The organism is Synechococcus sp. NOUM97013, assembly GCF_014279815.1.
Taxonomy (GTDB): Bacteria; Cyanobacteriota; Cyanobacteriia; order PCC-6307; family Cyanobiaceae; genus Synechococcus_C.
In genome coordinates this window covers 317,851-338,053 of record NZ_CP047941.1, presented here as the reverse complement: position 1 = coordinate 338,053, position 20,203 = coordinate 317,851, and the positions used below count along the sequence as shown (strand labels likewise).

Here is a 20,203-nt window from a genome sequence, read left to right as displayed (position 1 = left end):
GTTTGTCAGCGTCCCGGACTTCGATCACGCTCACCGGCCTGATGGCGGTTGCTGCCGTACTGGGGTCCCCCTGCCGTTCCAGCGAGATCAATGAACTCGCAAGCTCTGAAGACAGTGCATCGTTGACGGCGAGGTCAGCCTCGCAGGCTGACCCAGATCCAGATGCCATTCCTGAGCCGCCCCTCGAACTGCGGCTGAAGTCCGATCGTCAGAGTTACGACGCCAGACGCCAGCTGTTCATCGCGGAAGGCAATGTGCGTCTGCTGCTCAATGGCGGCGTGCTGCAGGCCGATCGGCTTGAGTTCGACAGCGACTTCAACAGCCTCTTTGCTCGAGGCAGCGTCCGGTATCGCAAAGGCGCTCAGTATTTTCAGGCCAGCACGCTGCGCTTCAGCCTGGTGCACCGCAACGGCGCCATGGAGGACGTCTACGGCGTTCTCGACCTCGACTCAGCAGCAGCTGACTTCAACCCATTTCCCAGCAATCCGAGCGCAGGCGACACCAGCCGCGACTCCGTAGACCGTCGCTCTCAGGACCCCGGCCGGGATCCCAAGGCGCTGCTGCCGGTCATCGAAAGCAACGGGCTTGGGTTCCCCACATCGATTGACATCGAGCTGGAATCCAGCACAGCCAATCGCATCAGTCCCCAGGGAGACGGTGCCAACTTCTGGGAAGCCGAGCTTCCCATGCCCGCAACGGAATGGGCGGTTCCCGACAAGCCTGCTGACAATCCAACGCCAGGCGATTACATGGCCTGCCCGGCCGTACTGCCACCGATTCCCGACTGGCACCCGCATCCCTGGGCCGTCACCGCCTGGGGCGGGCAGATGATCGATTCCAATTTCGGCGACACGTTTCTTTTCAACGGCAGGATGCGGCCGGAGTATTTGCTCGGCGTCAGCTTGCAGAAACGCATCTGGCGTGCAGGACCGCTGCAGTTGGAACTCGAAGCGGATCTTTTCGGCCACCAGGCCTACGTGCAACAGGGCGGACCGTTCAACCAGGACGTCCCTAACGCAGACACCCCAGGTCAGCTGTTCGGGGAAGGCATCCTCGGCATCGGCGCCCGCCTTTGGGTGCAGCCTTGGCTGAGCTTCGGGTTTGTGGAAGGCATCAGCTACAACACCTCCGTCAGCAACTACGAGAAGACCTACCGAGAAAACTTCTCGCAACTGCTCAACTATCTCGGCTTCGAACTGGAGGCCACCGTTTCAGAGCAGCTGTCCCTGGTGGGACGCATTCACCACCGATCGGGAGCCTTCGGCACCTACAACGGCGTCAAGGAAGGCAGCAACGCCTACCTGGTGGGTGTGCGATACCGCTGGGGGCAGGACCAACCGGCTTCCGTCGGCACAGAAGTGCCGCCTCCACTGGGATGTCCTGATCCCAACCGAGAGTCGAGGCTTGCACCACAGACACTCAGCGAAAAGCTGGAAGACATCACCCTCGGCAACCCGACGCGCAGTTCAGACAGGGCCACCACAGATGGTCTTTCTTCGGAACCACTTGCCCAGACCCGTGAATCACGTTTGTCGCCCCGGGAACAGGAACGACTGCGCAGCGAAGCGATCGCCGCTCTTGATCAACGCATCACGAGCATTCAGTTGCAACAACGTTTTGTGATTGAACAAAACCAGGGAGGGGCCGACGGCCTCCGCAACAGCGAGGTGTTGTCACAAAATCGCTATGGCGGTGTGAAGCCCACCCAACTGAACAAGCGAGGAGACACCAAGCTGATCACAGGGGAAATCAGTCGCTGGAGAATTCAGGCTGCGCGCGTGCAACTCACCCCTGAGGGATGGACGAGCGATCGGATGGGGTTCACCAACGACCCCTTCACGCCAGCGCAGACACGCATCGATGCCGAGGATGTGGTCGCCACGGAAGTGGAAAACGGCGACATCCTGATCAAGAGTGAGCGCAACCGACTGATCGTCGAGGAGCGGTTGCCGATCCCCGTCTCGAGAACGCAACGCATCCAGCAAGAGGAAGAGGTGGAGAACCGCTGGGTGTTTGGCATCGACGATGAAGACCGCAGTGGCTTCTACATCGGGCGCATGCTCCGCCCGATCGAACTCTCAAGCGATGTCACCCTGGAGCTCGAACCGCAATTCATGCTGCAACGGGCCATCAACGGGGACAACTCCAGCTATGTGGCCCCAGGCACATCGATCGACAGCGCCAAAGTGACCCAGGAGAACAGCCTCGGTGATCTCTTTGGCCTTGAAGCTGAGCTCAGTGCGGAGGTCATGGGCTGGACGGCAAAGGCCGAAGCCGACATCAGCACGCTCGATCCGAGCAATTTCCTGAACGGCAGTCGTTTCTGGGGCGATGTGACTCGGTTTGTCGATCTTCCACTTCTGGGAGAAGTGGAAGCCCGTCTCTTCAGTGCTTACCGCTATCGCACCTGGAACGGCTCACTGGGTGAGACCGACGTCTACAGCGCTCTTGGCGTATTCGGCGAGAAGAAAGGCAATTGGAACTGGGGCAAGCTCAGCAATAACTACATCTGGCGTCTGGGCGTCGGCAACTATCAGGCCGAGAGCTTCACGACAACCAACCAGAGCGATAATCCGCTCATCGACACCATGCGAGCGAATTTCTACGGGTCGATGAACAGCAGCTATCCACTCTGGCGCGGGAAGCCTGCGGCACTCACTCCGGAAGCGGCCTATCGCTACTCGCCGGTGGCGATCGTTCCTGGCCTCACATTCCGCACCAATATCAACACCACCATGGCGGCCTTCGGTGACGGCAGAAGCCAAGGCACCATCAGCCTGACCGGTGGACCGACCCTGACCCTCGGCACCTTCAGCAAGCCATTCCTCGACTACACCCAGTTGTCGGTGTCAGGGGGTGGCACCCTCAAGCAGGGTGAAAGCCCCTTCAAATTCGATCAGCCGGTGGATCTCGCCACACTCGGCATCGGCATCACACAGCAAATCGCCGGTCCATTGCTGCTCAATGCAGGCGTGGGGGTCAACATCGACCCCGGCTCGGAGTTCTACGGCAACGTGATCAACTCCAACATCGAACTGCGCTGGCAACGGCGCAGCTATGACCTCGGGTTCTACTTCAATCCCTACGAAGGCATCGGCGGCTTCCGCTTCCGCCTGAATGATTTCAACTTCACGGGAACCGGACGCCCCTTCATTCCGTACACACCGAGAAATCTGCCCAACGAACTGGAAGAGCGACCGTTCTGATGCCCAGGGGCGTCAATCGGTGCCGCCTCCGTAGATCAGATGACTGCCGGTGAGGTCCGCACCGGCGAAACGCATGCCCTCTGTACGCACATCGGGGGCATAGGCATTGATCACCACTGCGCCCCTCAGATCAGCACGACGCAGGTCTGTTCCGGAGAGATCGGCGTTGCTGAGGCTGGCTCCCTGCAGATCAGCCCCATCAAGACGGGCTCCACTGAGATCAGCGCCTTCAAGATTGGCTTCTCGCAGAACAGCTCCGCGAAGATCGGCATTGCGGAGATCAGCACCGATGAGATGAGCGCCTTCCAGAGGAGCACCACGTAGATCACAGCCCACGCAGGCACCGGACTGAATCAGGCGTTCGTGGGGTGATCCATAGGGTTCAACCCGCAGGGACTCGACCGTTCCAGCACGCAGCGCCAAAGGAGCAAGACCGCTCAGCAGCACGGCAGCGGCCATCGGAACAAAGCTGAACTGAGTCATGGCCGAGGAGCCTCTGTCTCAGTCATAGACAATCATTCAGCTGTCTGCCGCGAATCAGAAGCCGTGCAGATAAGGAAGCCCTGCCATGGTGCGGGTGAGCTCAGCATCTCTGGCCAGCAACTGTCCGGTGGCATCCCATTGACCGCTGCGCAGCATGTCGAGCGCACCACCGGCCAAAGCCAGCGCCTGGGTCGTCGCACCATCACTGAGCGTCAGTGATTCCAGATCAAGGGTCCATTCCGCAGCTGGATCAGCCTGCACCGCATCCTGAAGCTTGCGAATCTCGTCCACGCCAGCCGTGGCGCAGGGAATGCCTAGTGCCAGGCAGTTTCCGTAGAAAATTTCAGCAAAGCTCACGCCGATCACCGCTCGGATGCCCCAGCGCATCAACGCCTGAGGCGCATGCTCACGACTGGATCCACAACCGAAGTTGTCATTCACCACAAGGATCGACGCGCCTTGATGCGCCTCCTGGTCGAAGGGGTGTTTGCCGGCGAGCTCCGTGCGGTCATCCGCGAACGCTTGCTCACCCAGGGCATCGAAGCTCACGCATTTGAGAAAACGGGCCGGAATGATCCGGTCGGTATCGATGTCATCACCCCGGAGCACCAGTCCACGACCTGACACCCGAACAATCGGACCCTGAGGGAAGGCAGTGGTCTCAGTCATGAGCGAAACAGACAACGGGAGCGAGAAAACAACGAAATTGGAAGCGCTGAGCTCAGTTCAGCTGACGTACATCGCTGACTCGGCCTGCGATTGCAGCGGCAGCGACCATCGCTGGACTCATCAGCAGCGTGCGACCGCTGGGAGAACCCTGACGGCCTTTGAAATTGCGGTTGCTGGAGCTGGCACTGATCTGACGTCCCTCCAGACGATCCGGGTTCATGGCGAGACACATGGAGCAGCCTGGCTCCCGCCACTCGAAACCAGCCTCCCGGAACACCTGATCCAATCCCTCTGCGACTGCAGCCCGGGCCACCTGTTCAGAGCCAGGCACCACGAACGCCTTGATGCCCTCTGCCACATGGCGACCGCGGGCCACAGCGGCAGCAGCCTGCAGGTCACTGAGTCGACCATTGGTGCAGCTGCCGATGAAACACACATCCACCGGCACACCCTCGATGGGCTGACCGGGGGCAAGATCCATGTAGCGATAGGCCTCTTCCGCAATGGGGCGATCAGCAGCTTCGAGCTCGTCCGAGACCGGAACACACTCATCCACACCGATGCCCTGGCCAGGGGTGATCCCCCAGGTCACCGTAGGAGCAATGGTGGCAGCGTCGAAACGGATCTCGTCGTCAAAGCAAGCATCAGCATCTGTGGCCAGCGAGCGCCACCACGTGACGGCTCGATCCCACAGTCCCTCCGCAGGTGCCTCAGCTCGGCCCTTGAGGTAGTCGAAGGTGACCTGATCAGGGTTCACGTAGCCGCAGCGCGCACCACCTTCAATCGCCATGTTGCAGAGGGTCATGCGCTCCTCCATCGACAGGGCGTCGATTGCGGGTCCCGCGAATTCGTAGGCATGACCGACCCCTGCCTTCACCCCGAGAGTGCGGATGACATGGAGAATCAGATCCTTGGCGAACACACCCTCGCTGAGACGGTTCTCCACCCAGATCCGGCGCACCTTGAGCTTGTTCATCGTCAGGCTCTGGCTCGCAAGCACATCCCTCACCTGACTGGTGCCGATCCCGAAAGCAATCGCACCGAAGGCGCCATGGGTGGAGGTGTGCGAGTCACCGCAAGCCACAGTCATTCCCGGTTGGGTGAGGCCCAGCTCGGGAGCAATCACGTGCACGATCCCCTGGCGACCACTACCGAGGCCATTGAGGGTGATGCCATGACGTTCGCAGTTGCGCTCCAGCGTGCTGAGCATTTCCTCCGCCAGAGGATCAGCGAACGGGCGAGCCTGGCTGAGGGTGGGAACGATGTGGTCAACGGTGGCCACCGTGCGCTCAGGACAGCGCACCGACAGACCTTTCTCGTCGAGAGCAGCAAAAGCCTGGGGGCTGGTCACCTCATGAATCAGGTGCAGACCGATGAACAGCTGTGTGGCTCCGCCAGGCAGATCCGCGACACGATGCAGATCCCAGACCTTGTCGTAAAGGGTTCCGCTGCTCATTCCAGGCCAGCTGTGAACAGCCAACCCTAGATGGCCAGCTATCAGGAATTCGATGCGATCAGCCGCAGCCGCAGGCGGTTGAGCACCTCACCGGCACTGACCATGCGGATCCAGTCACGACCGCGGCTGGAGCCGAGTCTGATGGGATGACTCTCACATCCATCGGGGCCAGCAACAGCGAGATGCACCAAACCCACCGGTTTGGACTCGGTGCCACCACCTGGCCCCGCAATCCCCGTAATGGCCAGAGACCAGTCACTGTCTGTGAGGCGACGGACGCCCTCCGCCATCGCCTCAGCGACAGGATCGCTGACGGCACCGAACTGCTCAAGCAGAGCTTCCGGCACACCGAGCACCTTGTTCTTGATGGCATTGGAGTAGGCAATCACCCCGCCGAGAAGGACGTCCGACGATCCAGGCACAGCGGTGAGCTCGGCGCCCAGCCCCCCTCCGGTGCAGGACTCAGCCACTGCCAGGGTCTGACCGCGTCGACGCAGTTGCGCAAGCACAATGCTGGCCAGCGATTGATCATCGACCCCGAAACAGAGCTGGCCGGTGCGCTGGCGCAGATCGTCTTCCGTGGCCATCACCAAACGCTGCGCCTCGGCCTCGGACGCGGCCTGCGCCGTGATTCGCAGTTTCACCTCTCCGCGGCCTGCATACGGTGCCACCGTTGGATTGGACTGATCGAGCAGATCGCCAACCTGCGCAGCCAGCGCCGATTCGCCGATCCCCCAGAACCGCAGCATGCGGCTGACGTAAGCACCAGTGGACAGACCAGACTGACGAAACCAGGGTGCAGCCGTCTGTTGCCACATCGCCCGCATCTCACTCGGAACACCAGGGAAGGTCAGCAGCGTGAACCCTTCCACAGGTGACCAGATCATTCCCGGAGCAGTCCCGGTGGGGTTGGGCAGCACTGCTGCGCCTTGAGGCAGCAAGGCCTGACGACGGGTCTCAACGCTGGGCTCCCGACCACGACTGCGTGACTTCGCCGTGATGTCAGCCCAGACCTCCGGCCGCTCCTCAAGGGGCGTTGAAAACGCAGCGGCAATCGCTTCGGTAGTGAGGTCATCGGGAGTGGGGCCCAACCCACCGGTGGTGATCAACACCCGCGAGCGTCCTGCAATCTCTTGAATCTGGGCGATCAACCGTTCACGGTTGTCGCCGATCACGGTCTGCCGGTAATGCGGTAGCCCCAAGGCCGAAAGCTCTTCTGCCAGCCAGCGGGCATTGCCATTAAGGATGTTGCCCAGCAGCAGCTCCGTGCCGACGCAGAGGATTTCCACACCGAAGGGCTGAGATCTCTCAACCATGGGGGTCGGAACAGCAGGACTGGGGACAATCCTCCGGAACTGACGAATCACTCGAAGTGAGCACAGCTTCAGACTCGAGCGCGTCGCCCCGTTGACGCTGAATCACCACGACGGTGCCGACCAGAATCGCTGTGGCAAGACCGAGCCAGAGAAAACGCATCTCCACATTGGCCACCACCATCGCGATGGCTGCGAGCCACTGGGTGAACACGTAAATGAGCAGCACGGTTCGGCGATGACTGAATCCGGCCCTGAGCAGCCGGTGATGCAGATGGCGGCGATCGGGATAGAAGGGAGATCGTCCTGAGCGGAGCCGCCCCATGATCACGGCCGACATGTCAGCCAAGGGCAGAGAGAGAATCAGCAGCGGCAGCAGCAGGCTGACGGTGGTCAGCCCCTTGGCGGGGCCCACGATGCTGATGGCAGCCAAGCTGAAACCAAGGAAATAAGACCCCCCGTCGCCCATGAAAATGCGGGCGGGATTGAAGTTGTGCCGGAGAAAGCCGAAGCAGGATCCGGCGAGCGCTGCAGCGAGAAACGCTGCAGCGACCTGATGCAAAGAGAAGCTCACCGACACGAGACCGATGGCCGCAATGCCCGCCACTCCGGCGGCAAGACCATCCAGCCCATCCAACCAGTTGATGGCATTGGTGATTCCAACCAGCCAGATCACCGTGGCCAAGAGGCTGATCATGTCGGGCAGCACCAACGCCTCTGCGCTGCTGGACAACCAGGGGAGATCGATCGCACCGATCTGCACCCCCTGCGACCAGACCACCACAGCAACAGCCACTTGACCTGCAAGCCGCGGCCAGGGCGAGAGCGAAAAGAGGTCGTCAGCCAGACCGATCACGAAGAAGCAGAGCGAACCCGCGAGCGTGGTCCAGATCAATTGATCGCGGGCTGGGGAGAGCAGTCCGAATCCACCGACCAGCCAGGTCAACCCCAGGGCCAAACAAAAGCCCAACACCATGGCCACTCCACCCAAACGCACCATGGGAACGCTGTGCTGCTTGCGCGGATCAGGCGTGTCGGTGAATCCATGCAGCAACCCCAGCCGCCGCACCACCGGCGCAATCACCGTGGTGATCAACGCCGAAACGACGAAGATCCCGATGGCGACTGCGAGAGGAGTGCTCGCGAGAGTCACGCAAAACTCCGGAGGTGGCAGCCCTGTACGGACCGTAATGGGGCAATCCTAGGCAGCCCCTTGGAGTGGATCCAAGGGGGTGTGGTCCAGTCAGACAAGCGCCGGCTCTGCAGCCGTGGCGTACAGAGGAAAACGGCTGCAGAGGCTTGCCACTCGCTCCAAGCAACGGGCCTGAATCGAATCATCCTCGGGATTGAGCAAACGATCAGCGATCACATCGGCCACCTCGCGGAAGGCCTCGACATCAAAACCGCGCGTGGTCAACGCGGCGGTACCGAGGCGCAGACCGCTGGTCACGAAGGGGGATTCGGGATCAAAGGGCACAGTGTTCTTGTTGGCCGTGATGTGCACATCACTGACCAGGAGGTCGGCGACCTTGCCAGTCATGCCGATGCCGCGCAGGTCGAGCAGCACCACGTGGTTGTCGGTGCCACCGCTCACCACATCGATGCCGCGGGCCACCAGACGTTCCGCAAGCGCTGAGGCATTGGCGACCACCTGCTGGCTGTACTGCTTGAACGCCGGCTGCAGAGCCTCACCGAAGGCAACGGCTTTTGCCGCAATTACATGCTCAAGAGGACCGCCCTGGCTTCCGGGGAACACGGCCTTGTCGAACTTTTTGGCGAACTCGGCATCACGGCAGAGAATCAGACCTCCGCGAGGCCCCCGAAGGGTTTTGTGCGTGGTGGTCGTGACCACATCGCAGTGGGGCACGGGGCTGGGATGCACACCAGCTGCCACGAGACCAGCGATGTGGGCCATATCGGCCAGCAGGTAGGCACCGACCTCGTCAGCGATGGCACGGAAGGCGGCGAAATCGATGATGCGGGGATAGGCGGAGTAGCCGCAGACGATCAGCTTTGGCTTGTGCTCCAACGCCAGCTGACGGATGGCCTCCATGTCGAGGCGCTGGGAGTGCTTGTCGACGCCGTACTGGACAACGTTGAACCACTTGCCGCTGACATTGACCGGCGAGCCATGGGTGAGGTGTCCGCCATGGGAGAGATCGAGTCCCATGATCGTGTCGCCAGGCTGCAGCAGAGCCAGAAAGACCGCGAAATTGGCTTGCGCACCACTGTGGGGCTGCACATTCGCCCAGGCAGCACCAAACAGCTCTTTCGCTCGATCGATCGCCAGTTCTTCGATGGCATCGACGTGCTCACAACCGCCGTAGTAGCGCTTGCTGGGGAGACCTTCGGCGTACTTGTTGGTGAGCACGGAACCCTGCGCTTCCATCACAGCGCGGGACGCGAAATTCTCAGAGGCGATCAGTTCGAGGTGGGTCTCCTGCCGCTTCTGCTCCTGATCGATCAGGCCAGCGATGGCCGGATCCATGGCGGCCAAGGATGCATTGATCGGGGCCGAAGCGAAATCCGTCATGCCTTGCAATGTTGCGTTGCCTAAATCGTAAGCAACGGGCCCTGTTTGTCGAAAAAGACAAAAAAAAACTGCCCGGAGGCAGTTTGAAAGCGCGCCTGGAGAGATTCGAACTCCCGACCCTCTGATCCGTAGTCAGATGCTCTAATCCGCTGAGCTACAAGCGCTTGCGTGACACCATCTGACCCCACAGAGGTGCCCTTCGTCAACAGGGGTCCATCCCCACGCCACAATCACTTCACTGCAACGGCCCATCCCCATGCCCATCCGCTGGTACGGCCCCGCTGACCCCACCGATCCCACGTACCGCCACTTCAATCGAGTGGTGAATTTCGTGCTGCACGCCATGGTGTTTGCAGCAGTGAACAGTGGGCTTTGGTTTATCCAGGAAATGCGCCAACCCTGGGGTCATCTCGACCTGTTCAGCGAGCTTTGGCTTGCTGCACTGATCACCCACCTGGTGATCGTTCTGCGCTTGCGTCCAGGTAAGGATGCGGACAGCTCCGCATCCTGAGAGCAACATGACGGCAGCCTCGCCATCGCCATGACCCTGGACGCTGCTGATCTGCAGGACCTCACCGCTGCACTGGGCGACCGTCTGTATCTGCAGGTGGCGGGCTGGCATCTGTATCTCAGGGACGCTGGCCTGGCCGAAACGCTTGCCATTGAATGCAGCGCTCTTCTCGACCAGGGCCCCGCCATTTGTGCTCGGCGTGCCCTCGAAGCCGTGCAGGTTCCGATTGGAGGCGGCAGCAGCCGTCTACCCCTGGCACGCCTGTTGCCGTCCTCTCAACTTTGCGAACTCGAGCAGATTCTTGAGGACCACTGCCGATAAGGTTGCTGAGAACCTGGAGTGCCCGTGCTCATCATCGAGGTCACCAACGCCAGAGAGGTGGTGCGCCAGAGAATTGGTCGGCTGGGCGAACGGCTGATTGGCAAGGTTGTCGATCCCGAAGCGCAGGTTGAAAAAGCCTTGATCCAGGAGATCGATACGGCCTTCCGCGAATTCGGCATCGAGGCGCGGATTCTCTCGGTGGAAGGACCACAGGTAATCGGACGCCAACACCTCGAGCTACCCATCCAAGTGCGCGAGGAGCGCGCGGTGCGGCTCACCGACGGATAAGCCTGCCCCGCAGGCCACCACTGATCTGGTTCACTTCCGGCACGCCCAGAGCCTGACCAAAAACCATAAAGAGCAGCAGCCCCAGGCTCCCGGGAAGCGCCACCTGGAGACCACGTCCGATCAGATGCTCCGGCCAAGCGAGGCCAACACTGAGGCCCCAGGCGAAGAGACCTGCGCCGACCGCAGCCAGGATCAGCTTGATGGTGTCCAAGCCCCATTCCCTCAGCGGCAGCCCACCGAGACGTGCCTGAAGCGCCAGCAACAGCACCACACAGGTGAGCAGATTGATCAGAACGGTGGCCAACACGAGACCGGGCGCGCCGAAATTGATCGGCAACTGCGATCCCCAGGGCGTGGGGCCACCCACCAGAGCCCAGTCAAAAAGCACATTCAGACCAATGCCCGCCACGGAAAGACGGAAGGGCGTTGTCGCATCACCGAGGGCATAGAACACCCGCACCAGCACATCCCGGCCCAGATAGGCCGGCATGCCGATGCCGTAGGCCATCAGCAACCCAGTGACCAGCTGCACCGCCTGCTGATCAAAGGCACCACGCTCATAGACGAGCGCCACGATCGGCGCCGCCAGGGCCAGAAACAACGCGCCGAGCGGCAGCATGGAGGCCGTTGACAACATCACCCCCTGACGAATTCTGGCGATCAGCTGAGGACGATCTTCCAGAGCCGTCAGGCGAGAAAAAGTCGGCAGTAGCGGCACCAGCAAGGCATTGGAGATCAGACCCAGAGGGGTCTGGACCAGGAGATTCGCGTAGCCGAGTCCGGCGGCTGCACCGAAGATTCCCGACGCAAAAAACAGGTCCGTGAACACGTTGATCTGAAGCATCCCCGACGAGAGCGTTGCCGGACCCATCACGCGCCAGACCTCGCGAACCCCGGGATGACGCCAGTCCCACACCAGGCGCAGACGCGCCAAACCCTGGCGCGCCAGCGCCGGCAGCTGGAGCAACCATTGCAACAGGGCCCCCACAAGCGTGGCCAACGCCAGCACCACGCCACCCCAAAGCGCATGGATGGGTTCAGCGATCGAGGCACCCAGTTGCCACCAGAGCAGACCCACCCCAACGATCAGAGCCAGGCTCGACATCAGCGGAGAGATGGCAGGAATCCAAAATTCATCCGCCGCGTTCAAGGACCCGAAACCGAGGCCGATCAAGCCAGCCAGCAAGGCCATCGGAGCCATCACCTGCAACTGCGCGACGGCAATCCCATGCAGTTCAGGAGACAGTCCCGGCCCCACAAGCGTGATCAATGGTTCTGCCGCCAGCACCAGAACCGCCGTCACCGCGAGCAAAAGGGCACTCACCGTGGTGTTGAGCGCCGCGAGGATGTGGGCTCCCTCGTCGCGGGGGCGACGGCTCAACACGCTGACCATGGCGCTGTGGAACGGCCCATTGATCCCTCCAAGCAGGATCAGCAGAAAGCCAGGCAGCACGTATGCGTAGTTGTAGGCGTCATAGGCCGCACCAACGCCGAAGGCGGCAGCGATTACCAGTTGGCGAATCAACCCACCTCCTTTGCTCAGGAGGGTGCCATAGGTGACCACCAGGGCAATGCGCTTAAGGGATCTCGCCATTGACGCCCGCAGGCCTCTTCCATCACATGCGGGGATTCTCGGTGCATGTACAAGGCACGATGGCGGCAGCCAGCCCGCCCCGATGACCGTCACCCCGCTGCTCGCATTCGAACCCTTGACGGAGGGCGTCCTGATCAAGCGCTACAAACGCTTTCTGGCAGACGTTGAACTCGAGGACGGGACCGTTGTGACGGCCCACTGCGCTAACACCGGTCCCATGACCGGAGTGCTGCATCCCGGTGGCAGGGTGCGGATGCGCTACGCCCCCTCCCCCAAGCGCAAGCTGGCCTGGACCTGGGAGCAGGCGGAAGTTCCCGGTGCCGACGGGACGCCTTGCTGGGTGGGCATCAACACCGCACTACCCAACCGTTTGATCCGGGCAACGATCGAAGCCGGCTGCCTGGAGCAGCAGCTGGGTGCGATTGCTGGAATCCGGGCTGAGGTGGCCTACGGCGAGAACCGCCGCAGTCGCATCGACCTGTTGCTCACTCCGGATGCCAGCGCCGAAGATCAGCGTCCGATCTATCTCGAGGTCAAAAACACCACCTGGAGCGACGGCCCATTGGCCCTCTTCCCTGACACCGTCACAGAGCGCGGTCAGAAACACCTGCAGGAACTGATGCATGTGCTGCCAGAGGCTCGCGGCGTGCTGGTGCCTTGCCTGAGCCGACCGGATGTGACGGGTTTTGCTCCAGGCGACATCGCCGACCCGCGCTATGGGGAGCTCTTCCGCGAAGCCATGGCCTGCGGCGTTGAAGTGCTCCCGTGTTGTTTTCGCTTTGAAGCCGATCGCGTGCTTTGGGAAGGGACGAGGGATGTGTGCCTTCCAAAACCGCTTAACAAGTGAAATGCAGCGTTCGTTACTGCGCATGCACAATTTGCAATACCCAGCATCAGTTGTGTAACAACAGACACTTGCCAGGTGTCAGTTGAGGTGCACATTGCTATCTAAGCGGTGAGGAAATCCTCACTGTGATTGCAGCCCTGCTCCTCATTCATGACAACTGCTCTGCATACGCCTTCCAGGCGGAGCAAGTCGCGGCTTCAGGAGGTCAGCCTCCTGAATGGACCGATGCTTCTCCTGAGAAGCATTCGCGGCTTCCGCACGAACCGCTCGCTCACCTGGCTCGCTTGCGTGCCTGTGGCCCTCGTGGGTCTGGGCCTCTTCAACCTGTCGGCCCACGCTGCTGATCTCCCCGATCTGAACGCAGCGTTTCTCGCCAACAATCTCTGGTTGCTGGTGGCAACCATTCTGGTGATCTTCATGAACGCCGGCTTCGCCATGGTGGAAGCCGGGATGTGTCGCCAGAAAAATGCAGTCAACATCCTTGCCAAGAACCTCTTCGTCTTCGCTCTGGCGGTGACTGCCTACTGGTTCATCGGCTTCTCGCTGATGTATGGCAGCGCCTTCTGGGACGGCATCCTTTACTACGGCAAAGGTGGCGCTTTGGGACTGTTCTTTGATCCCACGGTGACTCCCGAGATGGTCACGGATGGAAGCCTCGTTCCTTCCGTTGATTTCCTTTTCCAGGCTGCTTTCGCAGGAACGGCCGCAACCATCGTTTCCGGACTTGTTGCTGAGCGCGTCAAGTTCGGTGAGTTTGTGATCTTCGCGCTGGTCCTCACCGCCTTCATCTATCCGATTTCCGGCTCATGGCAGTGGAACGGCGATGGCTGGCTGGCGAAACTTGGTTTCATCGATTTCGCTGGTTCCTCCATCGTTCACTCCGTGGGTGCCTGGGCTGGCCTGGTTGGCGCCATGCTGCTCGGACCCCGCATCGGTAAATACGTGAATGGCCGCACCCAAGCCATTCCTGGCCACAACATGGCCATCGCCACACTGGGTGCCTTGATCCTCTGGATCGGCTGGTACGGCTTCAACCCGGGCTCTGTGCTTGGGATGGATGAAACGGTTGCTTATGTGGCCGTGACAACCACCCTTGCCGCAGCTGGTGGAGCCATTGGCGCCACAATCGTATCCACTATCACGTCTGGCAAGCCTGACCTCACCATGATCATCAACGGCATCCTTGCCGGTCTGGTGAGCATCACCGCAGGTTGCGGAAACATGACCATGGTTGGTGCCTGGGTGGCTGGCCTGATCGGCGGCATCATCGTGGTGTTCGCGGTCGCAGCCCTCGACAACGCAGGCATCGATGACCCTGTCGGCGCCTTCTCCGTTCACGGCGTGTGCGGCGTCTGGGGCACCCTGGTGGTTGGCCTCTGGGGCGTTGACGGTGCAACCGGCATTGGCCTGTTCAACGGCGGCGGCATCTCTCAGCTGGGCATCCAAGCTGTTGGCTGCGCGGCTTATGCCATCTGGACGCTGGTCACCTGCTGGATCGCATGGAGCATCATCGGTGCTCTGTTCGGCGGCATCCGTGTTACCGAAGAAGAAGAGATCAACGGTCTCGACATCGGCGAGCACGGAATGGAGGCTTATCCCGATTTCGCCTCTGCCGGCAACTGAGGTTCATCACGTGAACCCATCAACCCCGGCCCTCACGGGTCGGGGTTTTCTAATGGTCACTCCCATGGGAATGACCTCGCCCTGGTCATTCCATGAAGACGACCATGGCCCACAGCCCATAGAGTCACCGAACTGCCGCCGCGCCCATGGATACCCACGCCTTCAAGCGCTCCTTGCATCACTCCGACCGTTACAACCGACGCGGGTTCGGACGGGCCGAGGAAGTGGCGGGAAGCCTTGAGCAGGCCTATCAGAGCGGTCTGATCGGATCCATCCGCGAAAACGGCTACAAGCTCAGCCATGGCCGCCTGAATGTGCGCCTAGCCGAAGCCTTCGGCTTCTGCTGGGGCGTGGAACGAGCCGTCGCCATGGCGTACGAAACCCGCAAGCACTACCCCAGCGAGCGCCTGTGGATCACCAATGAGATCATCCACAACCCTTCGGTGAACGATCACCTGCGCGAGATGAACGTGCAGTTCATCCCAGTTGAGGATGGCGTCAAGGATTTTTCTGGCGTCACCAACGGCGATGTGGTGATTCTTCCCGCCTTCGGCGCCACGGTGCAGGAGATGCAGCTGCTCAACGAACGGGGCTGCCACATCGTGGATACCACCTGTCCTTGGGTGTCGAAGGTGTGGAACACCGTCGAGAAACACAAGAAGCACACGTTCACCTCGATCATTCACGGCAAGGTGAAGCATGAGGAGACACTGGCCACCAGTTCGTTCGCCGGGACTTACCTCGTGGTTCTTGATCTGGAGGAAGCCCAGATTGTTGCCGACTACATCCTTGGCAAAGGCGAGCGCTCCAGCTTCATGGCCCGCTTCTCCAAGGCCTGCTCACCTGGGTTTGACCCCGACCGCGATCTGGAACGCCTGGGAGTGGCCAATCAGACCACGATGCTCAAACGTGAAACCGAGGAAATCGGCAGGCTGTTCGAGCGAACGATGCTCAGCAAGTTCGGCCCGACTCAGCTAAACGAACACTTTCTGGCCTTCAACACCATCTGCGATGCGACCCAGGAGCGCCAGGACGCCATGTTCTCGCTCGTGGATGAACCCTTGGACCTGATGGTCGTGATCGGCGGCTACAACTCCTCCAACACCACCCACTTGCAGGAAATCGCGATCAGTCGCGGCATTCGCTCCTTCCACATCGACACGCCGGAACGGATCAGCGAAGACAACAGCATTGAGCACAAACCACTGGGCGAGGACCTGACCCGCGACCACAACTTCTTACCCAGTGGCCCCATCAACGTGGGCATCACCTCGGGTGCATCCACACCCGATCGCGTGGTGGAACACGTGATCCAACGCTTGATTGCGCTCAGCGATGAGAACTGACGACCCAAGCGCTTTACATTAGTTCACCTTGTGCGACTGACCCGCCAGGGACTCCCATCCGTGCTGCTCTTGTCGAGACCATCAGCCGATACCCTGCGCTCTCGCCAGGACCAAGACCCCCAGGTGCGCTGCTACCGCAGTCACTTCAGTGACCGCATGGAAATGCGGGCTGATCCCCAGACGGTCTCGGCTTATCTCGATCAACACGAAGGCTGGTTTCGTCGTTGCGCCGCTCCCATGGACGTGGAAGCTATCGACGCCCAGGCCTATGCCCTCACCCTGGGACGTTTCGGCAACTTCGGATTCGAGGTGGAGCCGACCATCGGCTTGCGTCTGCTGCCCCGGGACAACGACCAATACGCCATCGAGACGGTAGCGCTGCCGGATCTTGATCCCAGCCTGGCCAAGTTGTACGACGTTGACTTCCAGGCCAGCCTTGGGTTGGTGAATGATCAGCTGGATCCCTCAGGCCTCGCGCAGACCTGGGTGAGCTGGACTCTGGATCTGACGGTCTGGGTGGCCTTGCCTCGCGTGATCACCATGCTTCCCGACCGTCTGGTCCAATCCAGCGGCGATCATCTGCTCCGCCAAATCGTGCGCCAGATTTCTCGTCGACTCACCTGGAAAGTCCAGGAAGACTTTCATGCCAGCCACGGGTTGGCATGTCCCCCCCGGCGTCGGGCCGCCTTCTGATTGCCCATGTCGGTCGCGCCCAGACCCAGCCTCGATCCAGAACGGTTTGAAGCGGCGTTGCTGAAGGCCGATCTCAGCGATGATGAAACGGAAATCATTGACTACATCCGCTACACCGGTGTGTTCAATGAATTGTCTTTGAGGCAGTCACTCTCACTAGCTTCAAAGCCTCCTGCCCTCTACAAACTCTGCAAAGCCTGCACAAAAATCGGGGCGCACCTCGCAATTGATTTTGCAGAAATGATGTCTTGGTCTCAGTCACACAGTGATGACCACATCGCCTGGCATGGAAATCTCGTCTGTTCCATCGCTTACACCTGCGATGGCCGGAAGCTTCAGCCGGAAGATGGCACATCGCTTTATCACACCTTTGCGGTGCACCAAGAGCTCTTCAACGGCCTCGAGACCACTTAGCCGCCAACTGAGTTGATCCCTGCATCATCAACGCCATCAAAAAACCCCCTCCATCGATGAAGGGGGTTTCTGCACTGAAACCTCAGCAGATGAACTGAATCAGCGGTTTTCCCAGATGCGGTTGAGAATCTCCATACCGCTGACCGCCTGCCAGAGGAACAAGGTGAGCAGGCCCATATTCAGTCCGACGTGAGCCTTGCGGGCAATCAGATTGCCGCGTTGCATCAATGGGGACAATGCAGCAGCGCCAGCGATCATGGCGGTCATCGCCAGGCCCACCAGCAGGTGGGGGCCGACAAAGAGCTTGCCGTTATTGAGGTAGGTGACGGCCATGCCGCCGATGGTGCCGAACACCATGAAGGCAAGCAGGGCACTGCCCCAGAGGTAATGGCGCTGAGCAAACTTTCCGGGCAGCAACGCCTTGCGTTGTTCGGCCGTGCCGGTTCGGACCTTTTTGGCCTTGATGCCCAGATACATGGCGTAACCGCCTGCGGCGAGCAGCGACCACATCATCAAGGGATGAACGAAGTTGAGGCCAAAAGACAGGGTCGCAGGCATCAAAGATCACATGGATTTCAATGACCCTAGAACTGCAACACCCCGGGCTGATGCCCGGGCGAGCGCAGCAATGATCGCGTCAATGCAGGAAATGGCGGCGTCCCGTCAGGAGCATGGCCACGCCCAGTTCGTTGCAAGCCCGAATTGAATCGTCATCTCGCTTGCTGCCACCGGGATGAATCACAGCGGTGATGCCGTGTTCAGCGGCCAGGCGAACCGTGTCATCGAACGGGAAGAATCCATCACTGGCCAAAACAGCACCTTTGGCCCGAGCGCCAGCAGCCTCGAGAGCAATTCGGGCCGAACCCACCCGGTTCATCTGGCCGGCTCCCACCCCGAGGCTCTGACCATCGCGTGCCACGACGATCGCATTGGAGCGCACATGTCGCACCAGCTGCCAGGCGAAGCAGAGATCGTCCCGCTCCGTCGCCGTGGGCGCACGGTCGGTGGCCACGGTCCAGTCGTCAGGTGTGACCAGTTCGTCATCAAGGTCCTGAACGAGCACTCCGCCAAGAATGCTGCGGACGTGATCGCGCCCAGCCGCATCAATGGCTTCGGGAGCCAGCTCCAGCAAGCGCAGGTTGCCCTTGGCCGACAGGATCTCGCGGGCCTCAGGTGCAAACGAAGGGGCGACGACGCACTCCAGGAACAGACTGGTGAGTTCCTTGGCTGCGGCAGCATCCACACACCCGTTCAAAGCCACGATGCCGCCGAAGGCACTGACCCGATCGGCATCCAACGCACGGGTGAGCGCCGTAGCTGTGCCATCACCAACGGCCACACCACAGGGATTGGTGTGCTTGACCACCACCGCAGCAGCACGACTGGCGGGATGCAGTCCCCCGCTGCCGTAACCGAATTCACGCACCGTGGCCAGAGCCGCCTCCAGATCCAGCAGGTTGTTGGTGCTCAGCTCCTTGCCCTGCAACTGCACAGCACCACCCCAGCCGGATGTCTCAGCGCTGTACCAGCCAGCCTTCTGATGCGGATTTTCGCCGTAGCGAAGCTGTTGACGCAGGGGGAGCGCCTCCAGCCAGGGCAGAGCCGCGGCCGATGTCTCTGGCTCCAGATCCAGTTCAGGTCGGGCCTGCATCCAGCGGGTGATGGCCGCGTCATAGGCCGCTGTATGCGCAAATGCCTCAAGCGCCAGTTGCCGGCGGACCGAAGCATTGAGTGCACCGCCAGACACCTCTAATGCTGCCAGGACCCTGTCGTACTGATCCGGGGCGGTGAGCACCGCCACATGCTCGTGGTTCTTGGCCGCTGAGCGAACCATGGTGGGACCGCCGATGTCGATGTTCTCAATGGCCTTGTCCCAGCTGACAGCGGGATCGGCGACCGTTTCGCGGAATGGATAAAGGTTGACCACCACCACATCGATCGGATCGATGTTCTGAGCAACCAAATCCGCCTCATGGGCCGCATCGCCCCGTCGGGCCAGGATTCCGCCATGGATGCGGGGATGGAGGGTCTTGACGCGGCCACCCAGAATTTCAGGTGCACCGGTGTGATCAGCCACCTTCGTCACAGGAAGGCCGGCGTCTTGAAGCACCTTGGCCGTGCCACCGCTGGACAGCAACTGATAGCCAAAACGGTGATGCAGAGCCTCGGCAAGCGGCACCAGTCCGCGCTTGTCGGAAACGCTCAGCAGCGCTGTGGGAGCCATGGCAGCAGGACACGGAACAGACCTTGGGCCAACCTACGCAGCAGCAGGACACGCACCCATGCCCGATTCCGTGCTTCACGCCGCCACGCCTCCGGCAACGGCGCGACTGGTGCTTCTGCATGGGTGGGGTGCCGATGCCGATGATCTGATGCCCCTCGGCGCTGCACTGAGCGCACAGCTGCCAGCCGCGATTGATTGTCTTGGCTTGCCTGCACCCAATCCCCATCCCGGCGGCATGGGACGCCAGTGGTACGGCTTGTTCCCTGCCGATTGGCAGGCCGTGACCCCAGCCGTTGCCCAACTGCAGCAGCGGCTTGAGGCACTCGAGCAAACGCCGATTCCTCTGTCAAGAACGGTGCTGATCGGTTTTTCACAGGGAGGCGCCATGGCCGTGCACGCAGGCTGCAACCTGCCATTGGCCGGCGTGATTGGTTGCAGCGCCTACGGCCATCCGAGCTGGACGCCACCCCAGGTGCGCCCCCCAGTGCTGTTGCTGCATGGTCTCAATGATGACGTCGTCCCGCCGGAAGCTTCCGTCAATTTGCAGACGCAACTGAAGCAGGGATCATCCACCGACTGTGACTTAATCAACTTTCCGGGCGGTCATGCGATCCCGCAGCAAGCGGAGCAGGCGATGGTCCAAACCTTAAAGGCCTGGCTGGATTAATCCAGCCAGGCCTTG

General features: G+C 60.9%; 19 protein-coding genes and 1 tRNA gene. 10 read left to right on the top strand and 10 right to left on the bottom strand.

The genetic code is table 11. From position 1 onward, the window contains the following. The first annotated feature begins 2 nt into the window (after positions 1-2). Positions 3-3,206, top strand: a complete 3,204-nt coding sequence (locus tag SynNOUM97013_RS01615; protein WP_370586437.1) for a DUF3769 domain-containing protein — start codon at positions 3-5, stop codon at positions 3,204-3,206. A 12-nt stretch (positions 3,207-3,218) separates the two neighbouring features. Here SynNOUM97013_RS01615 and SynNOUM97013_RS01610 read toward each other — a convergent pair whose 3' ends face one another. The 7 genes from SynNOUM97013_RS01610 to SynNOUM97013_RS01580 form a co-directional block, all read right to left on the bottom strand. Beyond that, the gene (locus tag SynNOUM97013_RS01610; protein WP_255442885.1) at positions 3,219-3,689 is read right to left on the bottom strand and encodes a pentapeptide repeat-containing protein; all 471 of its coding nucleotides are present in this window, start codon (positions 3,687-3,689) and stop codon (positions 3,219-3,221) included. A 54-nt stretch (positions 3,690-3,743) separates the two neighbouring features. Then, on the bottom strand, positions 3,744-4,358 hold the full coding sequence (locus SynNOUM97013_RS01605; RefSeq protein ID WP_186480511.1) for a 3-isopropylmalate dehydratase small subunit 2: 615 nt from the start codon (positions 4,356-4,358) through the stop codon (positions 3,744-3,746). A gap of 52 nt (positions 4,359-4,410) precedes the next feature. Further along, on the bottom strand, positions 4,411-5,814 hold the full coding sequence (leuC, locus tag SynNOUM97013_RS01600; RefSeq protein ID WP_186480510.1) for a 3-isopropylmalate dehydratase large subunit: 1,404 nt from the start codon (positions 5,812-5,814) through the stop codon (positions 4,411-4,413). A 41-nt stretch (positions 5,815-5,855) separates the two neighbouring features. Then, entirely contained in the window at positions 5,856-7,130 is a 1,275-nt protein-coding gene (locus SynNOUM97013_RS01595) for a competence/damage-inducible protein A (RefSeq protein ID WP_186480509.1), read from the bottom strand. After that, entirely contained in the window at positions 7,123-8,280 is a 1,158-nt protein-coding gene (locus SynNOUM97013_RS01590; protein WP_186480508.1) for an MraY family glycosyltransferase, read from the bottom strand. Before SynNOUM97013_RS01590 ends, SynNOUM97013_RS01595 begins: the two co-directional genes overlap by 8 nt. Before the next feature lie 90 nt (positions 8,281-8,370). Then, positions 8,371-9,660 carry a serine hydroxymethyltransferase gene (gene glyA, locus SynNOUM97013_RS01585; RefSeq protein WP_304623131.1) on the bottom strand — a complete coding sequence of 430 codons (1,290 nt, stop codon included), beginning with the start codon at positions 9,658-9,660 and terminating at the stop codon, positions 8,371-8,373. 90 nt (positions 9,661-9,750) lie between these two features. Next, positions 9,751-9,824, bottom strand: a tRNA-Arg gene (locus SynNOUM97013_RS01580). Positions 9,825-9,916: 92 nt separating this feature from the next. Between SynNOUM97013_RS01580 and SynNOUM97013_RS01575 the strand changes: the two genes are divergently transcribed. Genes SynNOUM97013_RS01575 through SynNOUM97013_RS01565 form a run of 3 tightly spaced genes read left to right on the top strand, consistent with a single transcriptional unit; the run spans position 9,917 to position 10,780 of the window. Continuing rightward, positions 9,917-10,171, top strand: a complete 255-nt coding sequence (locus tag SynNOUM97013_RS01575; protein ID WP_186480507.1) for a hypothetical protein — start codon at positions 9,917-9,919, stop codon at positions 10,169-10,171. 30 nt (positions 10,172-10,201) lie between these two features. Beyond that, entirely contained in the window at positions 10,202-10,492 is a 291-nt protein-coding gene (locus SynNOUM97013_RS01570; protein ID WP_186480506.1) for a DUF3181 family protein, read from the top strand. A gap of 24 nt (positions 10,493-10,516) precedes the next feature. Further along, the gene (locus SynNOUM97013_RS01565) at positions 10,517-10,780 is read left to right on the top strand and encodes a cytochrome-c oxidase (protein ID WP_186481353.1); all 264 of its coding nucleotides are present in this window, start codon (positions 10,517-10,519) and stop codon (positions 10,778-10,780) included. Here the strand turns inward: SynNOUM97013_RS01565 and murJ are convergent. Then, the gene (murJ, locus tag SynNOUM97013_RS01560; RefSeq protein ID WP_186480505.1) at positions 10,767-12,374 is read right to left on the bottom strand and encodes a murein biosynthesis integral membrane protein MurJ; all 1,608 of its coding nucleotides are present in this window, start codon (positions 12,372-12,374) and stop codon (positions 10,767-10,769) included. The genes SynNOUM97013_RS01565 and murJ overlap by 14 nt on opposite strands. A gap of 82 nt (positions 12,375-12,456) precedes the next feature. On the opposite strand from murJ, the gene sfsA reads away from it, so the two are divergent. From sfsA to SynNOUM97013_RS01535, 5 genes are all read left to right on the top strand, one after another. Beyond that, positions 12,457-13,221, top strand: a complete 765-nt coding sequence (gene sfsA / locus SynNOUM97013_RS01555; RefSeq protein WP_186480504.1) for a DNA/RNA nuclease SfsA — start codon at positions 12,457-12,459, stop codon at positions 13,219-13,221. A gap of 150 nt (positions 13,222-13,371) precedes the next feature. Next, the gene (locus SynNOUM97013_RS01550) at positions 13,372-14,844 is read left to right on the top strand and encodes an ammonium transporter (protein WP_186480503.1); all 1,473 of its coding nucleotides are present in this window, start codon (positions 13,372-13,374) and stop codon (positions 14,842-14,844) included. 146 nt (positions 14,845-14,990) lie between these two features. After that, on the top strand, positions 14,991-16,190 hold the full coding sequence (locus SynNOUM97013_RS01545) for a 4-hydroxy-3-methylbut-2-enyl diphosphate reductase (protein WP_186480502.1): 1,200 nt from the start codon (positions 14,991-14,993) through the stop codon (positions 16,188-16,190). Between the two features lie 60 nt (positions 16,191-16,250). Continuing rightward, positions 16,251-16,883: a DUF1997 domain-containing protein gene (locus SynNOUM97013_RS01540; RefSeq protein ID WP_186481352.1), complete on the top strand. Its 633-nt coding sequence runs from the start codon at positions 16,251-16,253 to the stop codon at positions 16,881-16,883. Positions 16,884-16,940: 57 nt separating this feature from the next. After that, positions 16,941-17,297 carry a hypothetical protein gene (locus SynNOUM97013_RS01535; RefSeq protein ID WP_255442884.1) on the top strand — a complete coding sequence of 119 codons (357 nt, stop codon included), beginning with the start codon at positions 16,941-16,943 and terminating at the stop codon, positions 17,295-17,297. A gap of 99 nt (positions 17,298-17,396) precedes the next feature. On the opposite strand, the gene SynNOUM97013_RS01530 is transcribed toward SynNOUM97013_RS01535, so the two are convergent. Together SynNOUM97013_RS01530 and purH are read right to left on the bottom strand one after the other, a co-directional pair. After that, positions 17,397-17,855, bottom strand: coding sequence for a DUF4079 domain-containing protein (locus SynNOUM97013_RS01530; RefSeq protein ID WP_186480500.1), 459 nt, complete (start codon positions 17,853-17,855; stop codon positions 17,397-17,399). A 79-nt stretch (positions 17,856-17,934) separates the two neighbouring features. Further along, positions 17,935-19,521, bottom strand: a complete 1,587-nt coding sequence (gene purH / locus SynNOUM97013_RS01525) for a bifunctional phosphoribosylaminoimidazolecarboxamide formyltransferase/IMP cyclohydrolase (protein WP_186480499.1) — start codon at positions 19,519-19,521, stop codon at positions 17,935-17,937. On the opposite strand from purH, the gene SynNOUM97013_RS01520 reads away from it, so the two are divergent. Then, positions 19,520-20,188, top strand: coding sequence for an alpha/beta hydrolase (locus SynNOUM97013_RS01520; RefSeq protein WP_370586436.1), 669 nt, complete (start codon positions 19,520-19,522; stop codon positions 20,186-20,188). The two genes, purH and SynNOUM97013_RS01520, sit on opposite strands and share 2 nt — an antisense overlap. Positions 20,189-20,203 lie beyond the last annotated feature (15 nt).

Coding starts and splice junctions, on each gene's coding strand:
- SynNOUM97013_RS01610 (WP_255442885.1), bottom strand. CDS start 3,689: ATGACTCAGTTCAGCTTTGTTCCGATGGCCGCTGCCGTGCTGCTGAGC.
- SynNOUM97013_RS01605 (WP_186480511.1), bottom strand. CDS start 4,358: ATGACTGAGACCACTGCCTTCCCTCAGGGTCCGATTGTTCGGGTGTCA.
- leuC (WP_186480510.1), bottom strand. CDS start 5,814: ATGAGCAGCGGAACCCTTTACGACAAGGTCTGGGATCTGCATCGTGTC.
- SynNOUM97013_RS01595 (WP_186480509.1), bottom strand. CDS start 7,130: ATGGTTGAGAGATCTCAGCCCTTCGGTGTGGAAATCCTCTGCGTCGGC.
- glyA (WP_304623131.1), bottom strand. CDS start 9,660: ATGACGGATTTCGCTTCGGCCCCGATCAATGCATCCTTGGCCGCCATG.
- SynNOUM97013_RS01575 (WP_186480507.1), top strand. CDS start 9,917: ATGCCCATCCGCTGGTACGGCCCCGCTGACCCCACCGATCCCACGTAC.
- SynNOUM97013_RS01570 (WP_186480506.1), top strand. CDS start 10,202: ATGACCCTGGACGCTGCTGATCTGCAGGACCTCACCGCTGCACTGGGC.
- murJ (WP_186480505.1), bottom strand. CDS start 12,374: ATGGCGAGATCCCTTAAGCGCATTGCCCTGGTGGTCACCTATGGCACC.
- sfsA (WP_186480504.1), top strand. CDS start 12,457: ATGACCGTCACCCCGCTGCTCGCATTCGAACCCTTGACGGAGGGCGTC.
- SynNOUM97013_RS01550 (WP_186480503.1), top strand. CDS start 13,372: ATGACAACTGCTCTGCATACGCCTTCCAGGCGGAGCAAGTCGCGGCTT.
- SynNOUM97013_RS01545 (WP_186480502.1), top strand. CDS start 14,991: ATGGATACCCACGCCTTCAAGCGCTCCTTGCATCACTCCGACCGTTAC.
- SynNOUM97013_RS01530 (WP_186480500.1), bottom strand. CDS start 17,855: ATGCCTGCGACCCTGTCTTTTGGCCTCAACTTCGTTCATCCCTTGATG.
- SynNOUM97013_RS01520 (WP_370586436.1), top strand. CDS start 19,520: ATGGCAGCAGGACACGGAACAGACCTTGGGCCAACCTACGCAGCAGCA.
- purH (WP_186480499.1), bottom strand. CDS start 19,521: ATGGCTCCCACAGCGCTGCTGAGCGTTTCCGACAAGCGCGGACTGGTG.